Here is a 19398-nt window from a genome sequence, read left to right on the forward strand (position 1 = left end):
GGTTTTGGCCACGAGCCTTAAAGGCGTAAAAGTATTTCTGGCGGAGCTTTTGTGGCGGACGGGGGGCTGTACGGTTAAAGTTTATAACTTAACAGGATTGCTGCTGTTCCCCTTATGCGCCGCTGCGGGTGCGTGGTTGGGCTGGTCTGTCAGGCACGAACCAGCCTTGCAATAAAGAACCCGTCCATGCCGCCTTGTTCGGCCCAGAGGCCGGGGTGGGTGCGGATGTCGCCTTGGCCGGTTACGGCTTCGGGCAGGGTAGGCAGGGTCAGGGGATCGCGTTTTAGGTTGAGGCGGGCGCAGGCGGCGTCAATGCGGGCGGGGCCCTCTTGTGGTTGCAGGGAGCAGACGGCGTAGATCAGCCGTCCGCCGGGGGTAAGCATCTGAGTGGCGGCGTCCAGCAGGGCGTCTTGCGCGACGGTCATGGCCTCTATGTCGCGGGGTTTGCGCAGATGCAGAAGCTCCGGGTGGCGCCGGACTGTGCCTGTGGCGCTACAGGGGGCGTCGAGCAGAATGGCGGAGAAAGGGGCGGCGGGATGCCATTGTGTGCCGTCCGCCGTGACCAACTCGGCCTTCAGGTGCAGCCGGTCGAGATTACCGCGCAATGTTGCCATGCGGGCTTTGTCGCGTTCAACCGCCGTGACGTCGCCCCCCATCGCGCAAAGCTGTGCGGTTTTGCCGCCCGGTGCGGCACACAGGTCCAGCACGCGCTCACCCGGTTGCGGGGCCAGCAGCTTGGCGGGCAGGGCAGCGGCGGCGTCTTGGACCCAGACCTTGCCTTCCGTGAAGCCGGGAAGTTCGGCAACCGGCGTACCGGCGGGAAAACGCCAGGAGCCGGTGGGTAGGGCCGTGCCGCCTTCGGGAGTGAAGCCGGGCAGGGCGGAGATGTCGAGCGGGGCCTCCTGCGCATGGGCGGTGGCGATGGCGCGGGCTTCCTTGCCCCAGCTTGTCCAGGCCCAGGCAGGGGTGTTGAGACGAGGCTTGTCCAACTCGTCCAGCGCGTGCGGCGCGGCGCCGACCACGCGGCGCAGTACGGCGTTCACCAGTCCGGCGAAGGGCACGAGCTTCTTGCTGCGCGTGAGGGCCACGACGGTGCCGACGGCGGCATGGGGCGGGGTGCCCAGAAACAGCAGGCCCGCCGCGCCCATGCGGAGAATGGTACGGATTTCCGGCGGTGGCTCGCGGCGCAGATAAGGCTCCAGCACGGCATCCAGCGTGCCCGCATGGCGCAGCACGGCGGCGGCGAGGCGGTGCGCGGCCGCTTTGTCCCGTGCCTCGATGCGCGGGAGGGAATCCAGCGCGGAATCGAGCGAACGCCCCTTGGAGAAAACGGCGTGCAAGAGAGCGTAAGCGGCGTCGCGGGTCGGGTCTGTCATGATGGTCCTTGGGTTCGGACGTTGCGCCTAGCATAGTGGCACCGTTCCGGCCATTGGTCGGGCGCTGAAGTTGAAAAGGGGCTGCCATGAAGATCGCGGTGATGGGTGCCGGTGCGGTGGGGTGTTATTTCGGGGCGTTGCTGGCCAAGGCGGGGCACGAACTGGTGATGATCGGCCGGGCCGCGCATGTTGAGGCGATGAACGCGCGCGGGCTGCTGCTGGAGCGTGCGCCCGCACCCTCCTATGTGCTTGTGACGGCCAGTGCGTTGCCTGAGGCCGTGGCCGGTGCGGAACTGGTGCTGGTTTGCGTGAAATCCGCCGATACCGAAGCGGCAAGCAAAGCAATGCGGGCTTATCTGGCGCCGGAGGCGGTGATTGTGAGTCTGCAGAATGGCGTGGGCAATGCCCAGGGTCTCGCAGCTGTGCTGGGCCGCCCTGTTTTGCCCGCGGGGGTGTATCTGGCGGCTGAAATGGCCGGCCCGGGGCACGTGCGGCATAATGGGCGCGGAGAGCTGGTTCTCGGCCAAGGGCCGGGCGTGGAGGCGCTGGCTGTTCTGTTGCGGGAGGCGGCGATCCCCACCACGATTTCCGCCGATGTTGAAGCTGTGCTTTGGACCAAGCTGGTGCTGAACTGCGCCTACAATGCCATCTCCGCCATGACGCAAGCGCCATATGGGCAGATTGTGGCGGTGGCGGAGGTGGAAACGCTGATCCGTAATGTGGTGGCGGAGTGCGAGGCGGTGGCGGCGGCATGCGGAGTGAGCCTGCCGCGGGGCCAGGCGGAGACGGTGCTGGCGGCGGCGCAGGGCATGGCCGGGCAGCTTTCCTCCACCGCGCAGGATTTAATGCGTGGGCGGCGGACGGAGATTGAGTATCTCAACGGCCATATCGTCCGGCTGGGGGTGGCGCAGGGTATTCCCACCCCGGTGAACCAGGCGCTGCTGGCCGTTGTGAAAGTGCTGGAAACGCGGGTGGGAGAGGCTTAGCAGGCGGGAAGCTGGCAGGTATCCACCCAGGCGGCCTGGGTCAGCGTGGCCAGCCGTGCTGGGCTGATGCGCAGCGCGCTATGGGTGGACCCCGCCGCGGGTAGAACCTCGTCGAATACCTGCAAGGAGATATCGCAATAAACCGGCAAAGGCGTGGCGAGGCCAAAAGGGCAGACCCCGCCGACCGGGTGGCCGGTGAGGGTAGCAACCTCCTCGGGCGGAAGCATCTTGACCTTGGCGCCGAAGGCGGTGCGGGCTTTTTTGTTGTCCAGCCGCGCATCGCCACGCGCCACCAGCAGCACAACTTGGTCCCCCGCGCGCAGGGCCAGGGTTTTGGCGATTTGCGCGGGTTCTACCCCGTGTCCGGCGGCGGCTAGGGTGACGGTGGCGGTGCTGTCGGCAAGCTCCAGAATAGTGAGGTCCGGGGCGTGCTCCGCCAGAAAGGCGCGGACGGAGTCCAGGCTCATGAGCGGCATCTCCTTACAATTTATGTCAGGACCATTTTATTTCTGCGGCTTGCTGGCAAGCAAGGTGGCCAGCAAAATGGTTAGCAGCACCAGTACAAGCTGCGTGGCCGTGGGGGAGAGCGGAACCATGTGCCATGAGATGGCCACGGGCGTGATTGGGTCGCTTGGCGGTGCCGCCGGCAGTCCGGCATTGCCGCAGGCGGGGGTGTAATAAGCCTCGAAGGAATTAGGGCAGGCGGAAGCGTCCATTTCGATCGTCCCAGATGAAGCTGAACCAACCAGCGCCGGAGCGCGCCGGAAAATACTCAAATGCGGCTAGCTGCCGCGCTGCACAATAGCGGCGGCTAGCCATCAGCTTTGCGCCTGGAACCTGGACCGGAGGAAAGCCTATAAGTTTGATGGTGTGTTTCGGTATCAAAAGAGTTGTTAATTCTGCCTTAGTACGGGGCTACATAGGGTCGAGCCGCATTATCCAGATAGCAGGAAGTGAACGGATGACTCCTCCCTCGCGGACTATGATTTTTAACTCAATCTCAACCAAGCTGATCAGCGTGGCCGGGGCGGCATTTGCCGTTATTCTGGCGGGCGCGATCCTGATTGCTGCCATGACAACGCGCGAGCGAGTGGCCAGCGCGGTGAACACGCAGGCCAAGCTGCAGGCGGAAAGTGTCGCCAATTCCATCAGCGCCAAATTGTCCGAGGAAGGCTCGGCGGTGAATTCCATGGCGGGGGCGATCATCTCGGCCTTCAAGGCCGGGGTGCGCAACCGGGCCATGGTGGTGGAGATGCTGAAAACGAACGAAACCCGCTACCCTGATATTTTCGGCTCCTGGATGCAGGAAGCCCCGGACGGGTTCGACGGCAAGCAGGACCCCAATGCGCCGGGGAATAATAGCAAGGGGCAGTTCAACCCGTACTGGACCAAAGGGGCGGATGGCAGCCTGCAATATTCCGCGACGCCGGTGGATTACACCCAGTCCTGGTACACGCTGGCGGCCAATTCCGGCAAAGGGGCGATTACCGACCCTTATCAGGATTCAGGCAATCATAAGCTGATGGTGTCGGTGGCGTATCCCGTGATTGTGGCGGGGAAGCTGATTGGGGTGACAGGGGTGGATGTGCGCCTGGATTGGCTCTCGAAAATGCTGGCGGCGCTGCGGCCGTTTGGTCAGGGCCGGGTGATGCTGGTGGCCGGAAACGGTGCCTGGATCGCCAACCCGGACAAGGCCTTGCTGATGCAGCCTTATCAGGGCGAGGGCGCGCAGGCCTTGAAAACCGCGCTGGCGGATGGCCAGCCGCAAATTCTGAGCGATTTCGACAAAGGGCAGATTGACCGTATCATCTACCCCTTCGCGGTGCCGAAATTGCATGCCACCTGGGCGGTGATTATCGACGTGCCGGCGGCTGTGCTGGCGGCACCCGTGCGGCATGCCACCTGGGCGATGATTGGCGGCGGGGTGCTGACATTGTTGCTGGTTCTGGGCGCGCTTTACGGGCTGACTCGGCTGCTGGTACGCCGCCCGATGACCGGGCTGCTGGGCGCTGTGGAAACGCTGAGCCATGGTGATTACAGCCGCCAGATCCCCGGCCAAGCCCGGCAGGATGAGACCGGCACCATCGCCGTCGCGCTGGAAGGGCTGCGCCACACATTGCAGGAAGGGCAGCGCCACGAAGCCGCCGTCGCTGAAGAACGCCGGCAAGCCGAGCAGGTGCGCGCAGAGGCCGAGGCCGCGCGCATGGCCGCCGCTGAGACGCAAGGCCAAGTGGTTGAGGCGCTGGGGCATGGGCTGTCCCGTCTTTCGGCGGGTGATCTGATGGTCCGGCTCGATACGGCATTTGCGCCGGACTATGAGCGGCTGCGGGCGGATTTCAACCAGGCCATGACGAAGCTGCAAGAGGCGATGCAGGCGGTTTCCACCACCACCCATGGCGTGCGGGCCGGGGCGACGGAAATTGCCCAGGCCGCTGATGATCTCTCCCGCAGGACGGAGCAGCAGGCCGCAAGCCTAGAGCAGACCGCCGCCGCGCTGGGCGAGATTACCGAAACCGTGAAAGCGACTTCCGACGGCGCTGGCGAGGCCCGCAAGCTGGCCCAGGCGGCGGAAAGCGACGCCGAACAATCCAGCGCCGTGGTAGGGAACACCGTGAAGGCCATGGCGGGAATTGAGAGCGTCTCTAAGGAAATCGGCAAAATTCTCGGCGTGATTGACGAGATTGCCTTCCAAACCAACCTGCTGGCCCTCAATGCCGGGGTGGAGGCTGCCCGCGCGGGTGATGCCGGGCGCGGCTTTGCCGTGGTCGCCACGGAGGTGCGGGCGCTGGCCCAGCGTTCCGCCGATGCCGCCAAGGAGATCAAGGCGCTGATTGCCGCCTCTGGCACCGAGGTGGAAAATGGCGTGAAGCTGGTGGGCGAGACCGGGGCGGCGCTGGAGCGGATTGTCCGTCAGGTGGCCGGGCTGAATGTGCGGATCTCCGAAATCGCCGCATCAGCGCAGGAGCAGGCCTTGCGGCTGAATGAGGTGAACAGCGCCGTGAGCCAGATGGATGTGGTAACGCAACAAAATGCCGCGATGGTGGAGCAGGCCACGGCCTCCTGTCATTCCCTGACTGATGAGGCGGAGGAATTGGCTCGGCTGGTGGGGCAGTTTCAGACCGGAGCGCGGCAGAAAAAGCAGTCTGCTGCCCCCAAGCGCGCGGTGGCCCCCGTGAAAGCGGCCCGGCCGCTTGCGCCCGCAGGGACGGATGATTGGAGCGAGTTTTAACGCCCCTCTACCGGTAAACTGACCCTTGAAAGCCCGCATCGCAGGATGCGGGCTTTTTGCTAGGCAGATGGCGCGACCCAGCAATGCAGACGCAGGACGCAATGCTGCGACATTATGACTATAGTCTAGAAAATAAATTTTTTGGGAATTTGGTGGAGCTGAGGGGAATCGAACCCCTGACCTCGTCATTGCGAACGACGCGCTCTACCAACTGAGCTACAGCCCCGGCCCGCATTGGTGCGGTTACCATGTGGGGGCGGCATGTGACGCATTCGGAAGTGGAAGTCAACATTGCTTCCGCACATTCCTGCCGCTAGGTCTCGGGGCGACGAAATTTTTGGGGAAAACCATGGTGAACGCGATTTTTTGGCTGGCGGGCGAGGTGATCCATCTGATGGTCCTGGCGATTATCGCGGCGGCGGTGCTGAGCATGCTGGTGGCGTTTGGCGTTGCAAATCCGCGTAACCAGTTTGTTTACACGATCGGGGATTTTCTGAATCGCATCACGGAGCCGGTTTTGCGGCCGATCAGGCGGTTTGTGCCGTATATGGGCAATATCGATATCTCGCCGGTGATCGCCATTCTGCTGTTGGAGGCATTACAAATGGTGCTGGCTGATCTGTATGTCCGGTTGGCCACATCTGGTCTGGCCTTCTAGGCTCCAGACACTTATCTCAGCGCCGCGTAGATCAGGGGGTCAGTGTGCCGATCATTATTGCCATTGTCAGCGCGGCGCGACGGCAGGCCGTTGTGTGCGTGTTGCTGTTTCTGGCGGCGGCGGCGGCGGGGCTGACCTATACCGCGCGGCATCTGACCATCGATACCGATACGGACCATCTGTTTTCCAGCTCCTTGCCGTGGCGGCAGGCGCAGATTGAGCAGGATAAGAATTTTCCGCAATTCAACGACCTGATCGTGGCAGTGGTGCGGGGCGCCACGCCCGAGGAAGCCAAACAGACTGCCCGGCAACTCAACGCGGCTCTGAATGCGGATAAAACATATTTCAAGGACTCGCGTTATCCGGCGGGGAGCAGCTTCTACCAGGATGAGGGGCTGATGCTGCTGCCGGTGAACAGACTGGCGGGAATGCTCGGCCAGATTGTCGCGGCGCAGCCATTTCTGGGGCAATTGGCGGCGGACCCGTCCGCGCGCGGGTTGTTTGCCGGGCTATCTTTAATCGCCCAGGGCGTGCAGGCGGGCAGCGATATCTCGCCCTATAACGGCGCGCTGGCCGGGGTGCGGAAAAATCTGGACGCGGCAGCGGCGGGGCATCCTGTGCCGCTCTCCTGGCAAAGCTTGATCATGGGCGGCGTGACTGGGCAGGGCGGCGCGGAGTTCGTGCTCGCGCACCCCAAGCTGGACCAGGGCACGTTGCAGCCCGGAGGGGTGGCCACGGCGGCGCTAATGCGAATTGCCAAGGGATTGCCGGATGTAAAAGCCGGGCGGGTCACGGTGGATTATACGGGCCAGATTCCGCTGTCTGACGAGCAATTCGCCTCGCTGACGCATGGGCTGGTGCTGGGAGGTATTATCAGCGTGGCGCTGATTGCGCTCTGGCTGTATCTGGCGCTGCGCTCCGTGCGGCTAATTTTGCCAATTTTGCTGACGCTGATCATGGGGCTTGCGCTCACCATGACCTATGCAGCGGTGTTCGTGCGGGTCATCAATCTGATCTCCGTGGCCTTTGCGATCTTGTTCATCGGGCTCGCGGTGGATTTCGCGATTCAGTATAGCGTGCGGCTGCGCGCGGTGCGGCACATGGTGCCGGGGCTGGGCGCGGCTTTGAGTGAAACCGCGCGGCAGGCGGGCGGACAGATTGCGCTGGCGGCCACAGCCACGGCCTGCGGGTTTTTCGCGTTTTCGCCCACCGCTTTTGTGGGGGTGGCGGAGTTGGGTGAGATTGCCGGGGCGGGTATGTTCATCGCCTTTTTCTGCACCATCAGCTTTTTGCCCGCCTTGCTCAGAATTTTCGCGCCAAAGCCCGAAACCGTGCCCGTGGGGCTGCCCGGCGGCGCGGTGGTGGATGATTATCTGCACCGCCACCGGCGCGGCGTGCTGGCGCTGTTCAGCGTGCTGGCGCTGGCGGGCGCGGTGGCCGCGGTGACGCTGAATTTCGACGCCAACCCGCTCGACACCAAAGACCCGAACACCGAGAGTATGCGCACGCTGCACACGCTGCTCGCGGACCCGCAGACCAACCCGTTTTATGCCGACGCGCTGGCGCCGGATATTAGCGCGGCGCGGGCGCTGGCGGACAGACTGGGTAAGCTGCCGGAGGTGGCGCAAGCGGTTTCCGGCGCAACCTTTGTGCCGCAGCAGCAGGCCCAGAAGCTGGCGATGCTGGCCCAGGCCAGGACCATTTTGGCGCCTACTTTGCAGGATGCCGCCAACCCGCCGCAAACGCCGGTCACGGCGCAGCAGATACGCCAGGCGATGGCGCAGACCATCACCGCCATTGACGGAGTGGCAGCCAAGCTGCCCAAGGATAACGAGTTGTTGTGGATCGGCGCCGCTCTGAAGACTCTGCAAGGCAAGAGTGACGCGCAAATTCTGGCGATGAACGCAGCTTTGACCCGGTTTCTGCCGGACGCCTTGCAAGGGCTGACGGCCAGCCTGAATGCGAAGCCGATTACCGAGGCGAGTTTACCGCAGGAGATCAAGGCGGACTGGTTCCTGCCCGATGGCAGAGTGAGGGTGGAAGCTTTCCCCACCGCGGCGGGGCAGAGCACCAAGGGGCTGCATAAATTCGCGGCGGCGGTGCTGAAGGTCGCGCCCAATGCGGGCGGCCCGGCTATTTCCACCATTGCCACGGCGGGCACGATTCTGGGCGCGTTCAAAGAGGCGGCCATTCTGGCCTTTGTGGCAATCACGCTGATTTTGCTGCTGGTGTTCCGCAATTTGCGGGACAGCTTGGTGGTGCTGGCCACGCTGGCACTCTCCGCGCTGCTGACCGCCTTGTTCGCGAAGCTGGCGGGCATGTCCATCAACTACGCCAATATTATCGCGCTGCCGCTGCTGCTGGGAGTTGGGGTTTCGTTCAACGTGTATTTCGTGATGAATTTCCGGGCGGGGATGCGCAACTTCCTGGCGTCGGCCACGGCGCGGGCGGTGCTGTTCTCAGCGCTCACCACGGGCACGGCGTTTGGTTCGCTGGCGTTCTCGGCGGACCGGGGCACGGCGAGCATGGGGGATCTGCTGTTCCTCAGCCTCGCGGCAGTGTTGATTTCCACTTTCGTGTTTCTGCCGGCTTTGCTGCATACGCTGGGTGATGCTGGAAAAGCGTAGCTTCTCGCTCTCAGGGCACCGGACCAGTGTGGCGTTGGAGCCGGAATTCTGGGCGGTGCTGGGGGAGATCGCGCAGCGTGAGGGCGAGACGCTCTCAGCGCTGGTGACGAGGGTGGACGCGCAGCGCGTACCCAGCCGCCCGTTAGCCTCCGCCCTGCGGGTGTTTGCCCTGACGGACACAAGGCCCCTGGCGTAAAATTTCAAAAATCCGGGAAGCGCCGCCCTTTTTTAGCAAAAAGGCGGCGCTGTTGGCGCGTTACCGGCGCAGGGTGGCGCCGGTTTTCTTGCCGACATCCGCGACGATCTTGGCGCACACGGCTTCGATCTCCGCATCCGTCAGGCTCTTGGCCGTGGGTTGCAGCGTGACGGCAATGGCCAGCGAAACCTTGCCCTCCGGCACGCCCTTGCCCTGGTAACGGTCGAACAGCACCGCGCTGGTGATGAGGTTACGCTCGGCCCCCTTGGCGGCGCGCAGAACAGCCTCAGCGCCGACATTGTCATCCACCAGGAAGGCGAAGTCTCGCCGCAGTGGCTGGAAGGGCGGCACCACCGGGGCGGATTTCTTGCGGCGCTTGGGTTCGGGGATGGCATCCAGGAAGATCTCAAACGCCACGCTGCCCACGGGCAGGTCCAGCTTGGCTGCCACGGCGGGGTGCAGCGCGCCAAATCGTGCCAGCATGGTTTTGGGGCCTTGCATCAGCGCGCCGCTCTGGCCAGGGTGGTAGTAAGAAGGGCCACCCGCGGTGGTGGTGAGCGCGTCCATCGGCAAGTCGAGTGAGGCGAGCACGGCAAGCGCATCCGCCTTGGCGTCCATCGCGTCAAAGGCGCGGGCGGGGGTGAGGGCGGAAAGCCCGGTGCCGCCCACGCGCAAGCCAGCGGCCACCAGCGCCTGGGAAAGGTCCGCTGCATAGGCCGGGCCCGTTTCAAACAGGCCGAAATCCGAGAACCCACGGGCGAGATTCCGCGCGGCGGCCTGGGCCAGTGTCGCCAGCGGGGTGGCGCGCATCTGGTTGACGTCGGCGGAGATGGGGTTGGCGAGGCGAAGGCTCTCCGGCGAGTCACCAAACAGGGCGCTAGTGGCGTCGTCCGTAAAGGAGAAGGTGACGCATTCCAGTAGCCCGCGCGCGGCCAGAACCCGACGCGCCAGCGCGGTGCGGGCCTGTTTGGGCGTGAGAATGGGGGCAGGCACCAGAGACGCCACCGGCAAGGAGACCGGGGTGATGGCGTCCAGCCCCTTCAGGCGCAGCACTTCCTCGATGAGGTCGGCTTCGGGCTCGATCTCGGCGGCGCCTTCAGCTGCGGCGGCCGCACCAGGCAGGTCCGGCGCCTGGTCGAGCGATTGCGGCTGGGCAACATCATTACGCCAACTGGGCACGGCGACGACGACGCTGTCCGCATCCTCAGTTACGACGGTGAAGCCGAGACGTTCGAGGGACTCGACGGCCTCGGGCGCCGAAATGTCAGATCCGCCGAAGCTTTGCAGGCGGTCAAAACGCAGCTTAGCCTGGCGGCTCCATTCGGGGCGGTTTCCAGCCTCGGAGATCTCGCTGGCTTCACCACCGCAAAGTTCCAGCACCAGGGCGGTGGCGGCGTCCAGGGCTTCGGGGAGTAGCTGGCTGTCGATCCCGCGTTCGAAGCGGGCGCGGGCGTCGGAGAAGATGCCCGTGCGCTGGCCGGTTTTGGCGATTCGCACACGGTCGAACAAGGCGCACTCAATGAACACGTCGGTGGTGGCTTCATCACAGCCGGTACCTTCACCGCCGGTGATGCCGGCGAGGGACTGCGCCCCCGCGCCATCGGCGATTACGCAATCCTCCGACCCGGCCTGCACCTCTTTGCCCGCGAGGCCGGGGAAGCTGTCCCCCGCGTGCCCAGGGCGCAGCGTGAGGGTGGGGCCGGTGAGCTTGTTCACGTCGAACACATGCAGCGGGCGGCCGAGATCGTAGGTGAAGAAATTGGTGATATCGACGAGCGTATTGATGGGACGCAGGCCGATGCTCTCCAGCCGCTTCACCAGCCATTCCGGGCTGGGGCCGTTTTTCACGCCGCGAATCGTGCGGCCCACCACCCAGGGGCAAGCCTCCTGATAGTCATTCACCCACTGAATCGCGGATGCGCCCTTGCCCGCGATGGGGGCGGGGGCAAAGGGCTTCAAATTGCCAAGCCCTGCCGCCGCGAGGTCACGGGCAATGCCGCGCACGGCCAGCGCATCGCCCCGGTTGGGGGTGATGGAGATTTCGATGACTGGTTCATCCAGCCCGGCCCAGACCGCGTAATTATCGCCGATGGGCGCGTCGTCGGGCAGTTCGATGATGCCGTCATGGTCCTCGCCCAGCCCCAGCTCGCGGGCGCTGGTGAGCATACCTTCGGATTTCACGCCGCGAATCTCGCCCACCTTCAGCACCATGCCGTTGGTGGGAATAACCGCCCCCGCCGGGGCGAGCACAACCTTCAGGCCTGCGCGCGCGTTGGGGGCGCCGCAGACCACGGAAAGCTCTGCCCCGCCCGCCGTGACGCGGCAGGCGCGCAGACGGTCCGCGTTGGGGTGGGGCTTGGCCTCGATAATCTGGGCGATGGTGAAGGGCTTGAGCGCCTCCGCCTTGTTCTCAACACCTTCGACCTCAAGGCCGATCTTGTTGAGGGTGGCGAGGATGTCCTCCAGCGAGGCGTCGGTGTCCAGCCAGGTCTTTAGCCAGGAAAGGGAGAATTTCATCGCTTAAATTCCTTCGTGCAGGCTGGCGGGGGTAAGGGGCGAGACCCCGTAATGGCGCAGCCAGCGCACGTCGCTTTCAAAAAACAGCCGCAGATCGGCGATGCCGTGCTTGAGCATGGTGATACGCTCCAGCCCCACCCCGAAGGCGAAGCCCTGGAAGCGGCGCGGGTCGATGCCGCAATTTGCCAGCACGTTGGGGTGCACCATGCCGGACCCGCCAATCTCCAGCCAGTCGCTCCCGCCGCCCAACTCGCCGGTTTTGCGGTTCCAGCCGATATCCACCTCCATCGAGGGTTCGGTGAACGGGAAGTAGCTGGAGCGCAGACGGACTGGGAGTTCCGGAATGCCGAAATAAGCGCGCAGGAAGTCAATAAGGCATCCTTTGAGATGGCCGAGCGTGATGCCTTCGCCAATCACCAGCCCCTCGCATTGGTGGAACATGGGGGAGTGGGTGGCGTCGTGGTCCGCGCGGAAGGTGCGGCCGGGCACGATGATGCGGATGGGGACGGGTGAGGTGCCGAGGCCGTCGGTCTTGGCCCATTCCAGCATGGTGCGGATCTGCACAGGCGAGGTGTGGGTGCGCAGCACCGGCGGGCGAGCATTCTCAGCCGCCTGGAGGTAGAACGTGTCCATCATCGCGCGGGCGGGGTGATGGGAGGGGATGTTGAGTGCGGAGAAATTATTCCAGTCGCTCTCAATGTCCGGCCCTTCGGCGATGGCAAAGCCCATGGCGGCGAAGATGGCGGCCAACTCCTCATGCGTGCGCGACAGCGGGTGCAGCGCACCGATGGGGTCGGGGCGCGGGGGCTGGGTGACGTCGATCCGTTCAGCGGCGAGCTTGGCGGCCAGGGCGGCCTCGTCCAGCACCGCGCGGCGGGTGGTCAAGGCTTCGGTGATCTGCCCTTTGACGCGGTTGATTTCCGCCCCCGCCGCCTTGCGGGCATCCGGGTCCATACCGCCTAGAGACTTTAACAAATTTGTCACGCTGCCGTTTTTACCGAGCAGGGAAACTCGCAGTTCCTCAAGGGCCGCCGCGTTGGCGGTGGCGATGGCGGGCAGCGCCGCCTCCACCAGGTTCTTCAAATCTTCGCTCTGCATCTTGACTCTGCCTCTATCTTCCGGGGCAGGGCAGACCGCGCGCGGACCAAAATGTCAAGCCGTGGGCAGCGCGGCGCGGCGTGCCGCCCGGCATGGCGGCGCCGGGGGGTGTTACAAATAGTCAACAGGCCGGTAAAAAGTGATTTGAGGGGTGGAAATCCCCGCAAGATGAACAATTTAGCAAAATGTGGTGCTTGACCCTTCCCTGGCGGGAAGAGTACAGCCACAGGAGGTGGCAGTAATCATAGTGATTATGCAACCAATGGCTATTTTTGCTCACCTTATTCGGACAGGGATCGGTTCCTACCATGAAAATCAAAGCTCTGGGCGCCCTCGCCGGCCTAGCCCTGCTGGCAGCTTGTTCTACTACCCCCCCCGCCACGACGGCTTCCAACACTGGGGCCGGCACTGAGGCGACGGGCCCGGCTCCGGGTTCTGAACAAGACCTAGTGGCCAATGTTGGCGACCGCGTGTTCTACGCCTTCAACAAGTCCAACCTCTCCAGCGAAGCCCAGGCGACGCTGAGCAAGCAGGCAGCTTGGCTTTCCAAGTATCCCTCCGTCAACGTGCTGATCGCTGGTAACGCCGACGAGCGCGGCACCGAGACTTACAACCTTGCCCTCGGCCAGCGCCGCGCCAATGCCGCGCGCGACTATCTGGTGGCGCAGGGTGTTGCCGCTTCCCGTATCCAGACCATCTCTTACGGCAAGGATTGCCCGGTTGCCGCTGGCAACAACGAGACCGCCTGGGCGCAGAATCGTAACGCGATTACCTCGGTTCAGGGTTTCAACCCGCAGAACTGCAAGTAACCGGAATCTCTCCCCGGCCGAAAAGCCGGTGCGCGATGCAGACCGGCGGCCCGTAAAGGCCGCCGGTTTTGTTTTAGGCCGGTCCCTGCTTATATTCGTGTTGTTTCCAAGGCCCAGACTGGAGTCTCAATGCGCTACCGAATTCTGTTATTCGCCGCCATGCTGCTAGCGCCGTTGGGCGCCGCCGCGCAGCCGCTGATCCAAAGCCAGGAAGGCATTGCCCTGCAAAACGAGATTTTGCAGCTCCAGCAGCAGGTTCAGCAATTACAGGGGCAGGGTGGAAATGGCGGTTCCTCGCTCGGCACCAGCGCGCCGCCATCTTCATCCACGGGCGGGGCGGGGGCGAATAACCCGCTGATCGCGAATCTGCTGACCCAGGTGCAGCAATTGCAGGCTCAGGTGCAGTCCCTCAACGGGCAGGTCTCCGAGCTGAAGCACGAGATGGATACGCAGAACGCGCAGACCCAGAAGCAGATTGGGGATTTGCAATTCCAGATGACCAATGGCGGGACAGGCGGTGCCGCCGCCGCGTCTGCAGGGGCGGGTGCCGCACAGGCGGCCAGCAGCAAGCCGCAGGTCCAACTGCCGTCCCCACCGCCCGCCGCCACCGCGCCCAAGGACCCGAAAGCCGCGCTGAAGGCGGCTCTGGATGCTTACAATAAGCATGATTACACAACGGCGCGGACGCTGGCGCAGAGCATTCTGACCACGAACAAACAGGCCCCGGAAGCTTACCGTGCGCAATATCTTGTTGCGCAAAGCTATGCCGCCCAGAAAGACCCGAAAAGCGCGGCGGTGGCATTCTACAGCACCTACAATATGAATAAGAACGGCACCTATGCCCCCCATGCCTTGCTGGGGCTGGCATCCTCTCTAACGGCCCTGCACCAGAACCAGGAGGCGTGTGAGACCATCTCCTCGCTGAACAGCCAGTTCACTAACCCGTCCCCTGGCATGAAACGGGATATCGACGCGGTGGCGACGCGCGCCCATTGCCAGTAAGGCAGGCGTTTGCGGCGGCGCTGGCGCGGTTATTGCCGCCCGGCCTGCCGCCGCGTATCGCCGTGGCGGTTTCAGGCGGGGCGGATAGCACGGCGCTAGCGCTGTTGGCGCGCGACTATTGCACCCGGCATGGCGGCGAAGTTCTGGCGTTAATCGTGGACCATGGGTTGCGGGCCGAATCCGCCGAGGAAGCCCGGTTGACCGCCGCCCGGCTGGCCGCCAGGCAGATCAAGAGCCATATCTTGACCCTTTCCCTGACAGCAGGGCCAGCCATGCAGGAACGGGCTCGGCAGGCGCGCCATGCGGTGCTGGGTGAGGCGGCCGAGGCGGCGGGGTTTCTCTATTTAGCTCTGGGGCACCACCAAGCCGACCAGCATGAAACGGTGGCGATGCGCGCCCGGCGTGGCCCTGGCGGCGCTGAAGGCATGGCTGGCTGGGCGGCGCGGGACAAGGTGGTGTTGCTGCGGCCATTATTGGCGATCGCCCCCACCGCCTTGCGCGATTATCTGCGGGTTGAAGACATGGGCTGGGTAGAAGACCCCTCCAACCAGGCGCGGCGGTTTGAGCGTGTGCGCATCCGTCAGGACCAATCCGGGCAGCCGCCCGTGGGAGCGGCTCAGCGTGCCGGGCGGGAACAGGAGGTCGCGGCGTTTCTAGCCCGCCATGCAGAGCTGTACCCGGAAGGTTACGCGCTGCTGGATGCCCCTTGTGTGCCGCCGTCCGTGCTGGGGGCCTTGCTCAGAACTATTGGCGGGCGCGCCCATGCCCCGCGGCAGGAGGCGCTGGCCCGGCTGGCCAGGGCGTTGAGCCCGGCCACGTTGGGCGGGGTGCGCATTGCCCCGGCGGGACGGCTCGGCCCGGGCTGGCTGCTGACGCGTGAGCCCGCCGCCTGTGCTCCACCCGTATTGGCCCACAGCCATGCGTTCTGGGATGGACGGTTTCTCCTCACCGCGCCGCCGCTAGAAGGAACGTTTTTGGGCGCGCTAGGCGCGGATGCGGCGGCTTTTCATGGCTTTAACGGCCTGCCCAGCCTGATTCTGCGCGGGCTGCCAGCCTTGCGCGATGCGCAGGGCCGGGTGAGCTTTCCTGTGTCGGTCCGGTTTTTTCCGCCGATGCCCGCGACGCAGAGACCGTTTCAGATCTGACATGAGCGAGGATTTATTTGTGCTCGGCTAGTAATCCGTTGCAATATGCCCAAATGTACTCAAGGGAAGCCTCTGTGCCTCATGGCAGGGCGGGGGAACCGTTTGAAAGAATTGGAAAAAGTCTAGATGAACAATCTGGGTCGAAATATCGCGTTGTGGGTGGTTGTGGCCCTGTTTCTGGTTGTGCTGTTCAATGTGTTCCAGCCGACCAACACACAGGATAACTCATCTGAGATCGCTTATTCGAGCTTCTTGAATGAGGTAAAGAACAACCAGGTACAAAGCGTGACCATCGCCGGGCATGACATCACCGGCACCACCAAGGATGGCAAGAGCTTTGAAACCTACGCGCCGGCGGACCAGACCCTTGTCTCCAAACTGACCGATGCCGGGGTCAATGTTTCGGCCAAGCCGGAGGGGGATACGATGAATCCCCTCCTGCGGGCGCTGCTGAATTGGGCGCCGATGTTGCTGATCCTGGGCGTGTGGATCTTCTTTATGCGGCAGATGCAGGGCGGTGGCGGCCGTGCCATGGGCTTTGGCAAGTCCCGCGCCCGGTTGCTGACCGAAAAGCAGGGCCGCGTGACGTTTGAGGACGTGGCCGGGATCGACGAGGCGAAGGACGAATTGCAGGAGATCGTGGATTTTCTGCGTGATCCGCAGAAATTCCAGCGGCTGGGCGGTAAGATCCCCAAAGGTTGCTTGCTGGTTGGCCCGCCCGGTACGGGTAAGACGCTGCTGGCCCGCGCCATTGCGGGTGAGGCGAATGTGCCGTTCTTCTCCATCTCCGGGTCGGACTTCGTTGAAATGTTCGTGGGTGTGGGTGCTTCCCGCGTGCGCGATATGTTCGAGCAAGGCAAGAAGAACGCGCCGTGCATCATCTTCATCGACGAGATTGACGCGGTGGGCCGCCACCGTGGCGCTGGTCTCGGCGGCGGGAATGATGAGCGCGAGCAGACCCTTAACCAGATGCTGGTGGAGATGGACGGGTTCGAGTCCAATGAGGGCGTGATCCTGATTGCCGCCACCAACCGGCCGGACGTGTTGGACCAGGCGTTGTTGCGCCCTGGCCGTTTCGACCGCCAGGTGGTGGTGCCGAACCCGGATGTGAGCGGCCGTGAGAAGATCCTGAAGGTACACATGCGCAAGGTGCCGCTGGCCTCCGATGTGGATGCCAAGGTGATCGCGCGTGGGACCCCGGGCTTCTCGGGCGCGGACCTCGCCAATCTGGTGAATGAGGCGGCGCTGCACGCGGCGCGTATCGGTAAGCGCGTGGTGGCCATGGCGGAGTTTGAATTCGCGAAGGACAAGGTGATGATGGGCTCCGAACGGCGCTCCATGGTCATGTCCGACGATGAGAAGAAGATGACCGCCTACCATGAAGGCGGGCATGCCTTGTGCTCCATCACGCTGCCGGAATGCGACCCGGTACATAAGGCCACTATCATTCCGCGTGGCAGGGCGCTGGGCATGGTGATGTCCCTGCCGGAGGGTGACCGGTATTCCATGAGCCGCATCAAGCTGTTGCAGCAGTTGATCATGGCCATGGGCGGCCGTGCGGCGGAGGAACTGGTGTTCGGGCCGGATAAGGTCTCCAATGGCGCCTCGGGCGATATCAAGATGGCCACCGACACAACGCGTCGCATGGTGACGGAGTGGGGAATGTCCGAGAAACTCGGCATGGTATCCTACGTTGATGGCGGGCACGAAAGCTTCATGGGGCACCCCATGGGCGGCAGTAAAAGCGTGTCCGAGGCAACGGCGCGGGAGATTGATGATGAGGTGCGAAAAATCATCGATCACGCTTATGCTGAGGCCAAACGCATCCTTACCGAGCGCCGGGATGATCTGGAGCGTCTGGCGCAGGGGCTGCTGGAATACGAGACCTTGTCCGGTGATGAAATCCAGATGGTTCTGCGTGGTGAAAAGATCACCCGTAAGGTTGTGGATGAGCCGATGCCGGATAACCGCCGCGGCTCCGTGCCCACGGCCACGCAGCCGGATGTTTCATCTGGCGGAGTGGGGCCGGCACTGCCTGCATAAAGGCTTGAAAAAGGGGGCATCAGCCCCCTTTTTTTATGACATAAACAGACCCGGGAGACGCGCTATGGAGAGACGTGATTTTTTCCGTTTGGCGGGGGGCAGCGCGTTATTGTCGGGTTTGTCCGTGGCGCCGTGGCGCCGTGCGAAGGCCTGCACTCGGGTTTTGTGGAACAGCAAGGGTCAGGCGGTTATCGTGGGGCGGACCATGGATTGGCCGGAATCCACGCAGCCAAAGCTCTATGCGTTGCCCGCCGGCCTTAAACGCGATGGCGGCAAGCTTGGCGAGGCCAGGGTGGTGGCGCAGAACCCGCTTGTCTGGCAGGCCAAATATGGAAGCCTGGTTGCCGGCGCTTACGATTTGGGTGCGGTCGACGGTATGAATGAAAAAGGGTTGGCAGGGCACCTGCTTTACCTGAACAGCGCGGATTATGGCGTGCGCGACCCGGCGCGGCCGGGGCTGCAGGCGGGATTGTGGCTGCAATATGCGCTCGATAACGCGGCAAGCGTCAGTGAGGCGCTGGCCTTGCTCAAGCCCGTGCAGATTGTGATGGTTGAGGCGCATGGTTTCAAAACCAGCCTGCATCTGGCGCTGGAGGATGCAAGCGGGGACTCGGCCATCATCGAATATATCGGCGGCAAGGCGGTGGTGCATCATGGCCGCCAATATACGGTGATGACCAACGACCCCTCTTATGACGAGCAGTTGGCCCTGCTGAACAAAATGGAAAAAGCGCACAAATTCACTGCTACCACTCGGGATACGCTCTTACCGGGGAATATGAACCCGGTGGACAGGTTCCAGCGCGCGGCGTTTTTCTCGCGCTTTTTGCCGCAGCCGCAGAATACCCGACAGGCGATCGCGTCGATGTTTTCGATCATGGCCAATGTCTCGGTGCCGTTTGGTGCGCCGTATAAGGATTTCGGCACTTATAATACAGAATACCGCTCCGTGACCGACCTGACGCATCGGGTCTATTATTTTCAGCTGACCACCGTGCCGTCTGTTAGCTGGACGCCTTTGGCTGAGCTGAATTTCGCGCCCGGTGCGCCGGCTTTGATGCTGAACCCGGATGATGTCGGGTTGGCGGGGGATGTTTCGGGGCGCTATAGCTGGGTCACGCCGCCGTTCTGAGCGTGGAAAAGGCGGTCTTTCCCGTGGAAAAACCGCCTTTTTTGAATGCTTTAACCTAGCGGGCGGGTCAGCTCAGAATCTTCCATTCCCCTTTGGAGTCACGGCACATATTCAGTTTGTACTGATAGGTTCCCGGGTTGGTCTTGGTGTTGAATACAGACCCCAGCGTGCGGCAGGGCATGTCGTCTTTTTCGTAAATGCGTTCAATGGTCAGCGTGCCAGAGGCGCCGCTGGGGCCTTTCCAGTCCTGATGCTGGCCCAGTGTGGAGGGCATTTCGCCCAGCAGCTTTTGCGCCGCAGCCTGAAACGCGCTCCAATCGCCGCTGGTCATTACCCCGGTGGGGATGCCGCTCATATAACCACGCAAACTTACAAAAGCATGGGCCGGCGCCGCCATGCCACCCAAGCATGCCAGCACGGCAAGCGTGCAAAGCAGTTTACGGCTTGTTCCGCCATGTTGTGTGGAAAATTTCCGCATCATGTTTCCTTCGCGCATGTGCCGTCATTGGGCAGTTTTGTGCCCGGACGGGCCTCTGTGTCCGGGCGTGATGAGGCTAGTCGATTCAGGCTGGAACCGCAA

General features: G+C 63.3%; 16 protein-coding genes and 1 tRNA gene. 10 read left to right on the forward strand and 7 right to left on the reverse strand.

Features of this window, described 5'->3' with window-relative positions:
• Nucleotides 1–149: 149 nt before the first annotated feature.
• Nucleotides 150–1376: a transcription antitermination factor NusB gene (locus BUB54_RS06280; protein WP_048880201.1), complete on the reverse strand. Its 1227-nt coding sequence runs from the start codon at nt 1374–1376 to the stop codon at nt 150–152.
• An 86-nt stretch (nt 1377–1462) separates the two neighbouring features.
• Here BUB54_RS06280 and BUB54_RS06285 point away from each other — a divergent pair, with 86 nt between their 5' ends.
• Nucleotides 1463–2362, forward strand: coding sequence for a ketopantoate reductase family protein (locus BUB54_RS06285; protein ID WP_048880200.1), 900 nt, complete (start codon nt 1463–1465; stop codon nt 2360–2362).
• On the opposite strand, the gene BUB54_RS06290 is transcribed toward BUB54_RS06285, so the two are convergent.
• Nucleotides 2359–2829 (reverse strand): YbaK/EbsC family protein, encoded by a 471-nt coding sequence (locus tag BUB54_RS06290; RefSeq protein ID WP_048880199.1) that lies wholly within the window; start codon nt 2827–2829, stop codon nt 2359–2361. The genes BUB54_RS06285 and BUB54_RS06290 overlap by 4 nt on opposite strands.
• Nucleotides 2830–2865: 36 nt before the next feature.
• Nucleotides 2866–3078 (reverse strand): hypothetical protein, encoded by a 213-nt coding sequence (locus BUB54_RS06295; protein WP_139284813.1) that lies wholly within the window; start codon nt 3076–3078, stop codon nt 2866–2868.
• 245 nt (nt 3079–3323) lie between these two features.
• On the opposite strand from BUB54_RS06295, the gene BUB54_RS06300 reads away from it, so the two are divergent.
• A complete protein-coding gene (locus tag BUB54_RS06300) occupies nt 3324–5591 on the forward strand; it encodes a methyl-accepting chemotaxis protein (RefSeq protein ID WP_158320160.1) in 2268 nt (755 codons plus the stop codon).
• 150 nt (nt 5592–5741) lie between these two features.
• On the opposite strand, the gene BUB54_RS06305 is transcribed toward BUB54_RS06300, so the two are convergent.
• A tRNA-Ala gene (locus tag BUB54_RS06305) sits at nt 5742–5817 on the reverse strand.
• Nucleotides 5818–5940: 123 nt separating this feature from the next.
• On the opposite strand from BUB54_RS06305, the gene BUB54_RS06310 reads away from it, so the two are divergent.
• The 3 genes from BUB54_RS06310 to BUB54_RS06320 are packed head-to-tail and all read left to right on the forward strand — an operon-like array spanning nt 5941 to nt 9072.
• Nucleotides 5941–6249, forward strand: a complete 309-nt coding sequence (locus BUB54_RS06310; RefSeq protein ID WP_048880197.1) for a YggT family protein — start codon at nt 5941–5943, stop codon at nt 6247–6249.
• A gap of 44 nt (nt 6250–6293) precedes the next feature.
• On the forward strand, nt 6294–8876 hold the full coding sequence (locus BUB54_RS06315) for an MMPL family transporter (protein WP_048880196.1): 2583 nt from the start codon (nt 6294–6296) through the stop codon (nt 8874–8876).
• A complete protein-coding gene (locus BUB54_RS06320; RefSeq protein WP_048880195.1) occupies nt 8860–9072 on the forward strand; it encodes a ribbon-helix-helix domain-containing protein in 213 nt (70 codons plus the stop codon). The genes BUB54_RS06315 and BUB54_RS06320 overlap by 17 nt, the downstream gene beginning before the upstream one ends.
• A gap of 60 nt (nt 9073–9132) precedes the next feature.
• Here the strand turns inward: BUB54_RS06320 and pheT are convergent, their stop codons facing one another.
• Together pheT and pheS are read right to left on the reverse strand one after the other, a co-directional pair.
• Complete coding sequence (gene pheT / locus BUB54_RS06325; RefSeq protein ID WP_048880194.1) at nt 9133–11589, reverse strand: phenylalanine--tRNA ligase subunit beta; 2457 nt, start codon at nt 11587–11589, stop codon at nt 9133–9135.
• Between the two features lie 3 nt (nt 11590–11592).
• Nucleotides 11593–12687 (reverse strand): phenylalanine--tRNA ligase subunit alpha, encoded by a 1095-nt coding sequence (pheS, locus tag BUB54_RS06330; protein ID WP_048880193.1) that lies wholly within the window; start codon nt 12685–12687, stop codon nt 11593–11595.
• 308 nt (nt 12688–12995) lie between these two features.
• Here pheS and pal point away from each other — a divergent pair, with 308 nt between their 5' ends.
• The 5 genes from pal (at nt 12996) to BUB54_RS06355 (ending at nt 18818) form a co-directional block, all read left to right on the forward strand.
• Nucleotides 12996–13496: a peptidoglycan-associated lipoprotein Pal gene (pal, locus tag BUB54_RS06335; protein WP_048880192.1), complete on the forward strand. Its 501-nt coding sequence runs from the start codon at nt 12996–12998 to the stop codon at nt 13494–13496.
• 129 nt (nt 13497–13625) lie between these two features.
• On the forward strand, nt 13626–14498 hold the full coding sequence (locus BUB54_RS06340) for a tetratricopeptide repeat protein (protein WP_048880191.1): 873 nt from the start codon (nt 13626–13628) through the stop codon (nt 14496–14498).
• Nucleotides 14489–15643 (forward strand): tRNA lysidine(34) synthetase TilS, encoded by a 1155-nt coding sequence (tilS, locus tag BUB54_RS06345; RefSeq protein WP_052948437.1) that lies wholly within the window; start codon nt 14489–14491, stop codon nt 15641–15643. Before BUB54_RS06340 ends, tilS begins: the two co-directional genes overlap by 10 nt.
• Before the next feature lie 126 nt (nt 15644–15769).
• The gene (gene ftsH, locus BUB54_RS06350; RefSeq protein WP_048880190.1) at nt 15770–17686 is read left to right on the forward strand and encodes an ATP-dependent zinc metalloprotease FtsH; all 1917 of its coding nucleotides are present in this window, start codon (nt 15770–15772) and stop codon (nt 17684–17686) included.
• A 64-nt stretch (nt 17687–17750) separates the two neighbouring features.
• Complete coding sequence (locus tag BUB54_RS06355; RefSeq protein ID WP_048880189.1) at nt 17751–18818, forward strand: linear amide C-N hydrolase; 1068 nt, start codon at nt 17751–17753, stop codon at nt 18816–18818.
• Nucleotides 18819–18885: 67 nt separating this feature from the next.
• On the opposite strand, the gene BUB54_RS06360 is transcribed toward BUB54_RS06355, so the two are convergent.
• Entirely contained in the window at nt 18886–19299 is a 414-nt protein-coding gene (locus tag BUB54_RS06360) for a hypothetical protein (RefSeq protein ID WP_048880188.1), read from the reverse strand.
• Nucleotides 19300–19398 lie beyond the last annotated feature (99 nt).

Origin of the sequence: Acidocella aminolytica 101 = DSM 11237, from assembly GCF_900129125.1 — a bacterium.
Taxonomy (GTDB): Bacteria; Pseudomonadota; Alphaproteobacteria; order Acetobacterales; family Acetobacteraceae; genus Acidocella; species Acidocella aminolytica.

Excerpts from the sequence above, each read along its gene's own strand:
- BUB54_RS06340 (WP_048880191.1), top strand. The coding sequence starts at position 13,626 with ATGCGCTACCGAATTCTGTTATTCGCCGCCATGCTGCTAGCGCCGTTG.
- pheT (WP_048880194.1), bottom strand. The coding sequence starts at position 11,589 with ATGAAATTCTCCCTTTCCTGGCTAAAGACCTGGCTGGACACCGACGCC.
- BUB54_RS06295 (WP_139284813.1), bottom strand. The coding sequence starts at position 3,078 with ATGGACGCTTCCGCCTGCCCTAATTCCTTCGAGGCTTATTACACCCCC.
- BUB54_RS06320 (WP_048880195.1), top strand. The coding sequence starts at position 8,860 with ATGCTGGAAAAGCGTAGCTTCTCGCTCTCAGGGCACCGGACCAGTGTG.
- ftsH (WP_048880190.1), top strand. The coding sequence starts at position 15,770 with ATGAACAATCTGGGTCGAAATATCGCGTTGTGGGTGGTTGTGGCCCTG.
- BUB54_RS06300 (WP_158320160.1), top strand. The coding sequence starts at position 3,324 with ATGACTCCTCCCTCGCGGACTATGATTTTTAACTCAATCTCAACCAAG.
- BUB54_RS06280 (WP_048880201.1), bottom strand. The coding sequence starts at position 1,376 with ATGACAGACCCGACCCGCGACGCCGCTTACGCTCTCTTGCACGCCGTT.
- BUB54_RS06355 (WP_048880189.1), top strand. The coding sequence starts at position 17,751 with ATGGAGAGACGTGATTTTTTCCGTTTGGCGGGGGGCAGCGCGTTATTG.
- BUB54_RS06310 (WP_048880197.1), top strand. The coding sequence starts at position 5,941 with ATGGTGAACGCGATTTTTTGGCTGGCGGGCGAGGTGATCCATCTGATG.
- pal (WP_048880192.1), top strand. The coding sequence starts at position 12,996 with ATGAAAATCAAAGCTCTGGGCGCCCTCGCCGGCCTAGCCCTGCTGGCA.
- BUB54_RS06360 (WP_048880188.1), bottom strand. The coding sequence starts at position 19,299 with ATGATGCGGAAATTTTCCACACAACATGGCGGAACAAGCCGTAAACTG.
- pheS (WP_048880193.1), bottom strand. The coding sequence starts at position 12,687 with ATGCAGAGCGAAGATTTGAAGAACCTGGTGGAGGCGGCGCTGCCCGCC.
- BUB54_RS06290 (WP_048880199.1), bottom strand. The coding sequence starts at position 2,829 with ATGAGCCTGGACTCCGTCCGCGCCTTTCTGGCGGAGCACGCCCCGGAC.
- BUB54_RS06285 (WP_048880200.1), top strand. The coding sequence starts at position 1,463 with ATGAAGATCGCGGTGATGGGTGCCGGTGCGGTGGGGTGTTATTTCGGG.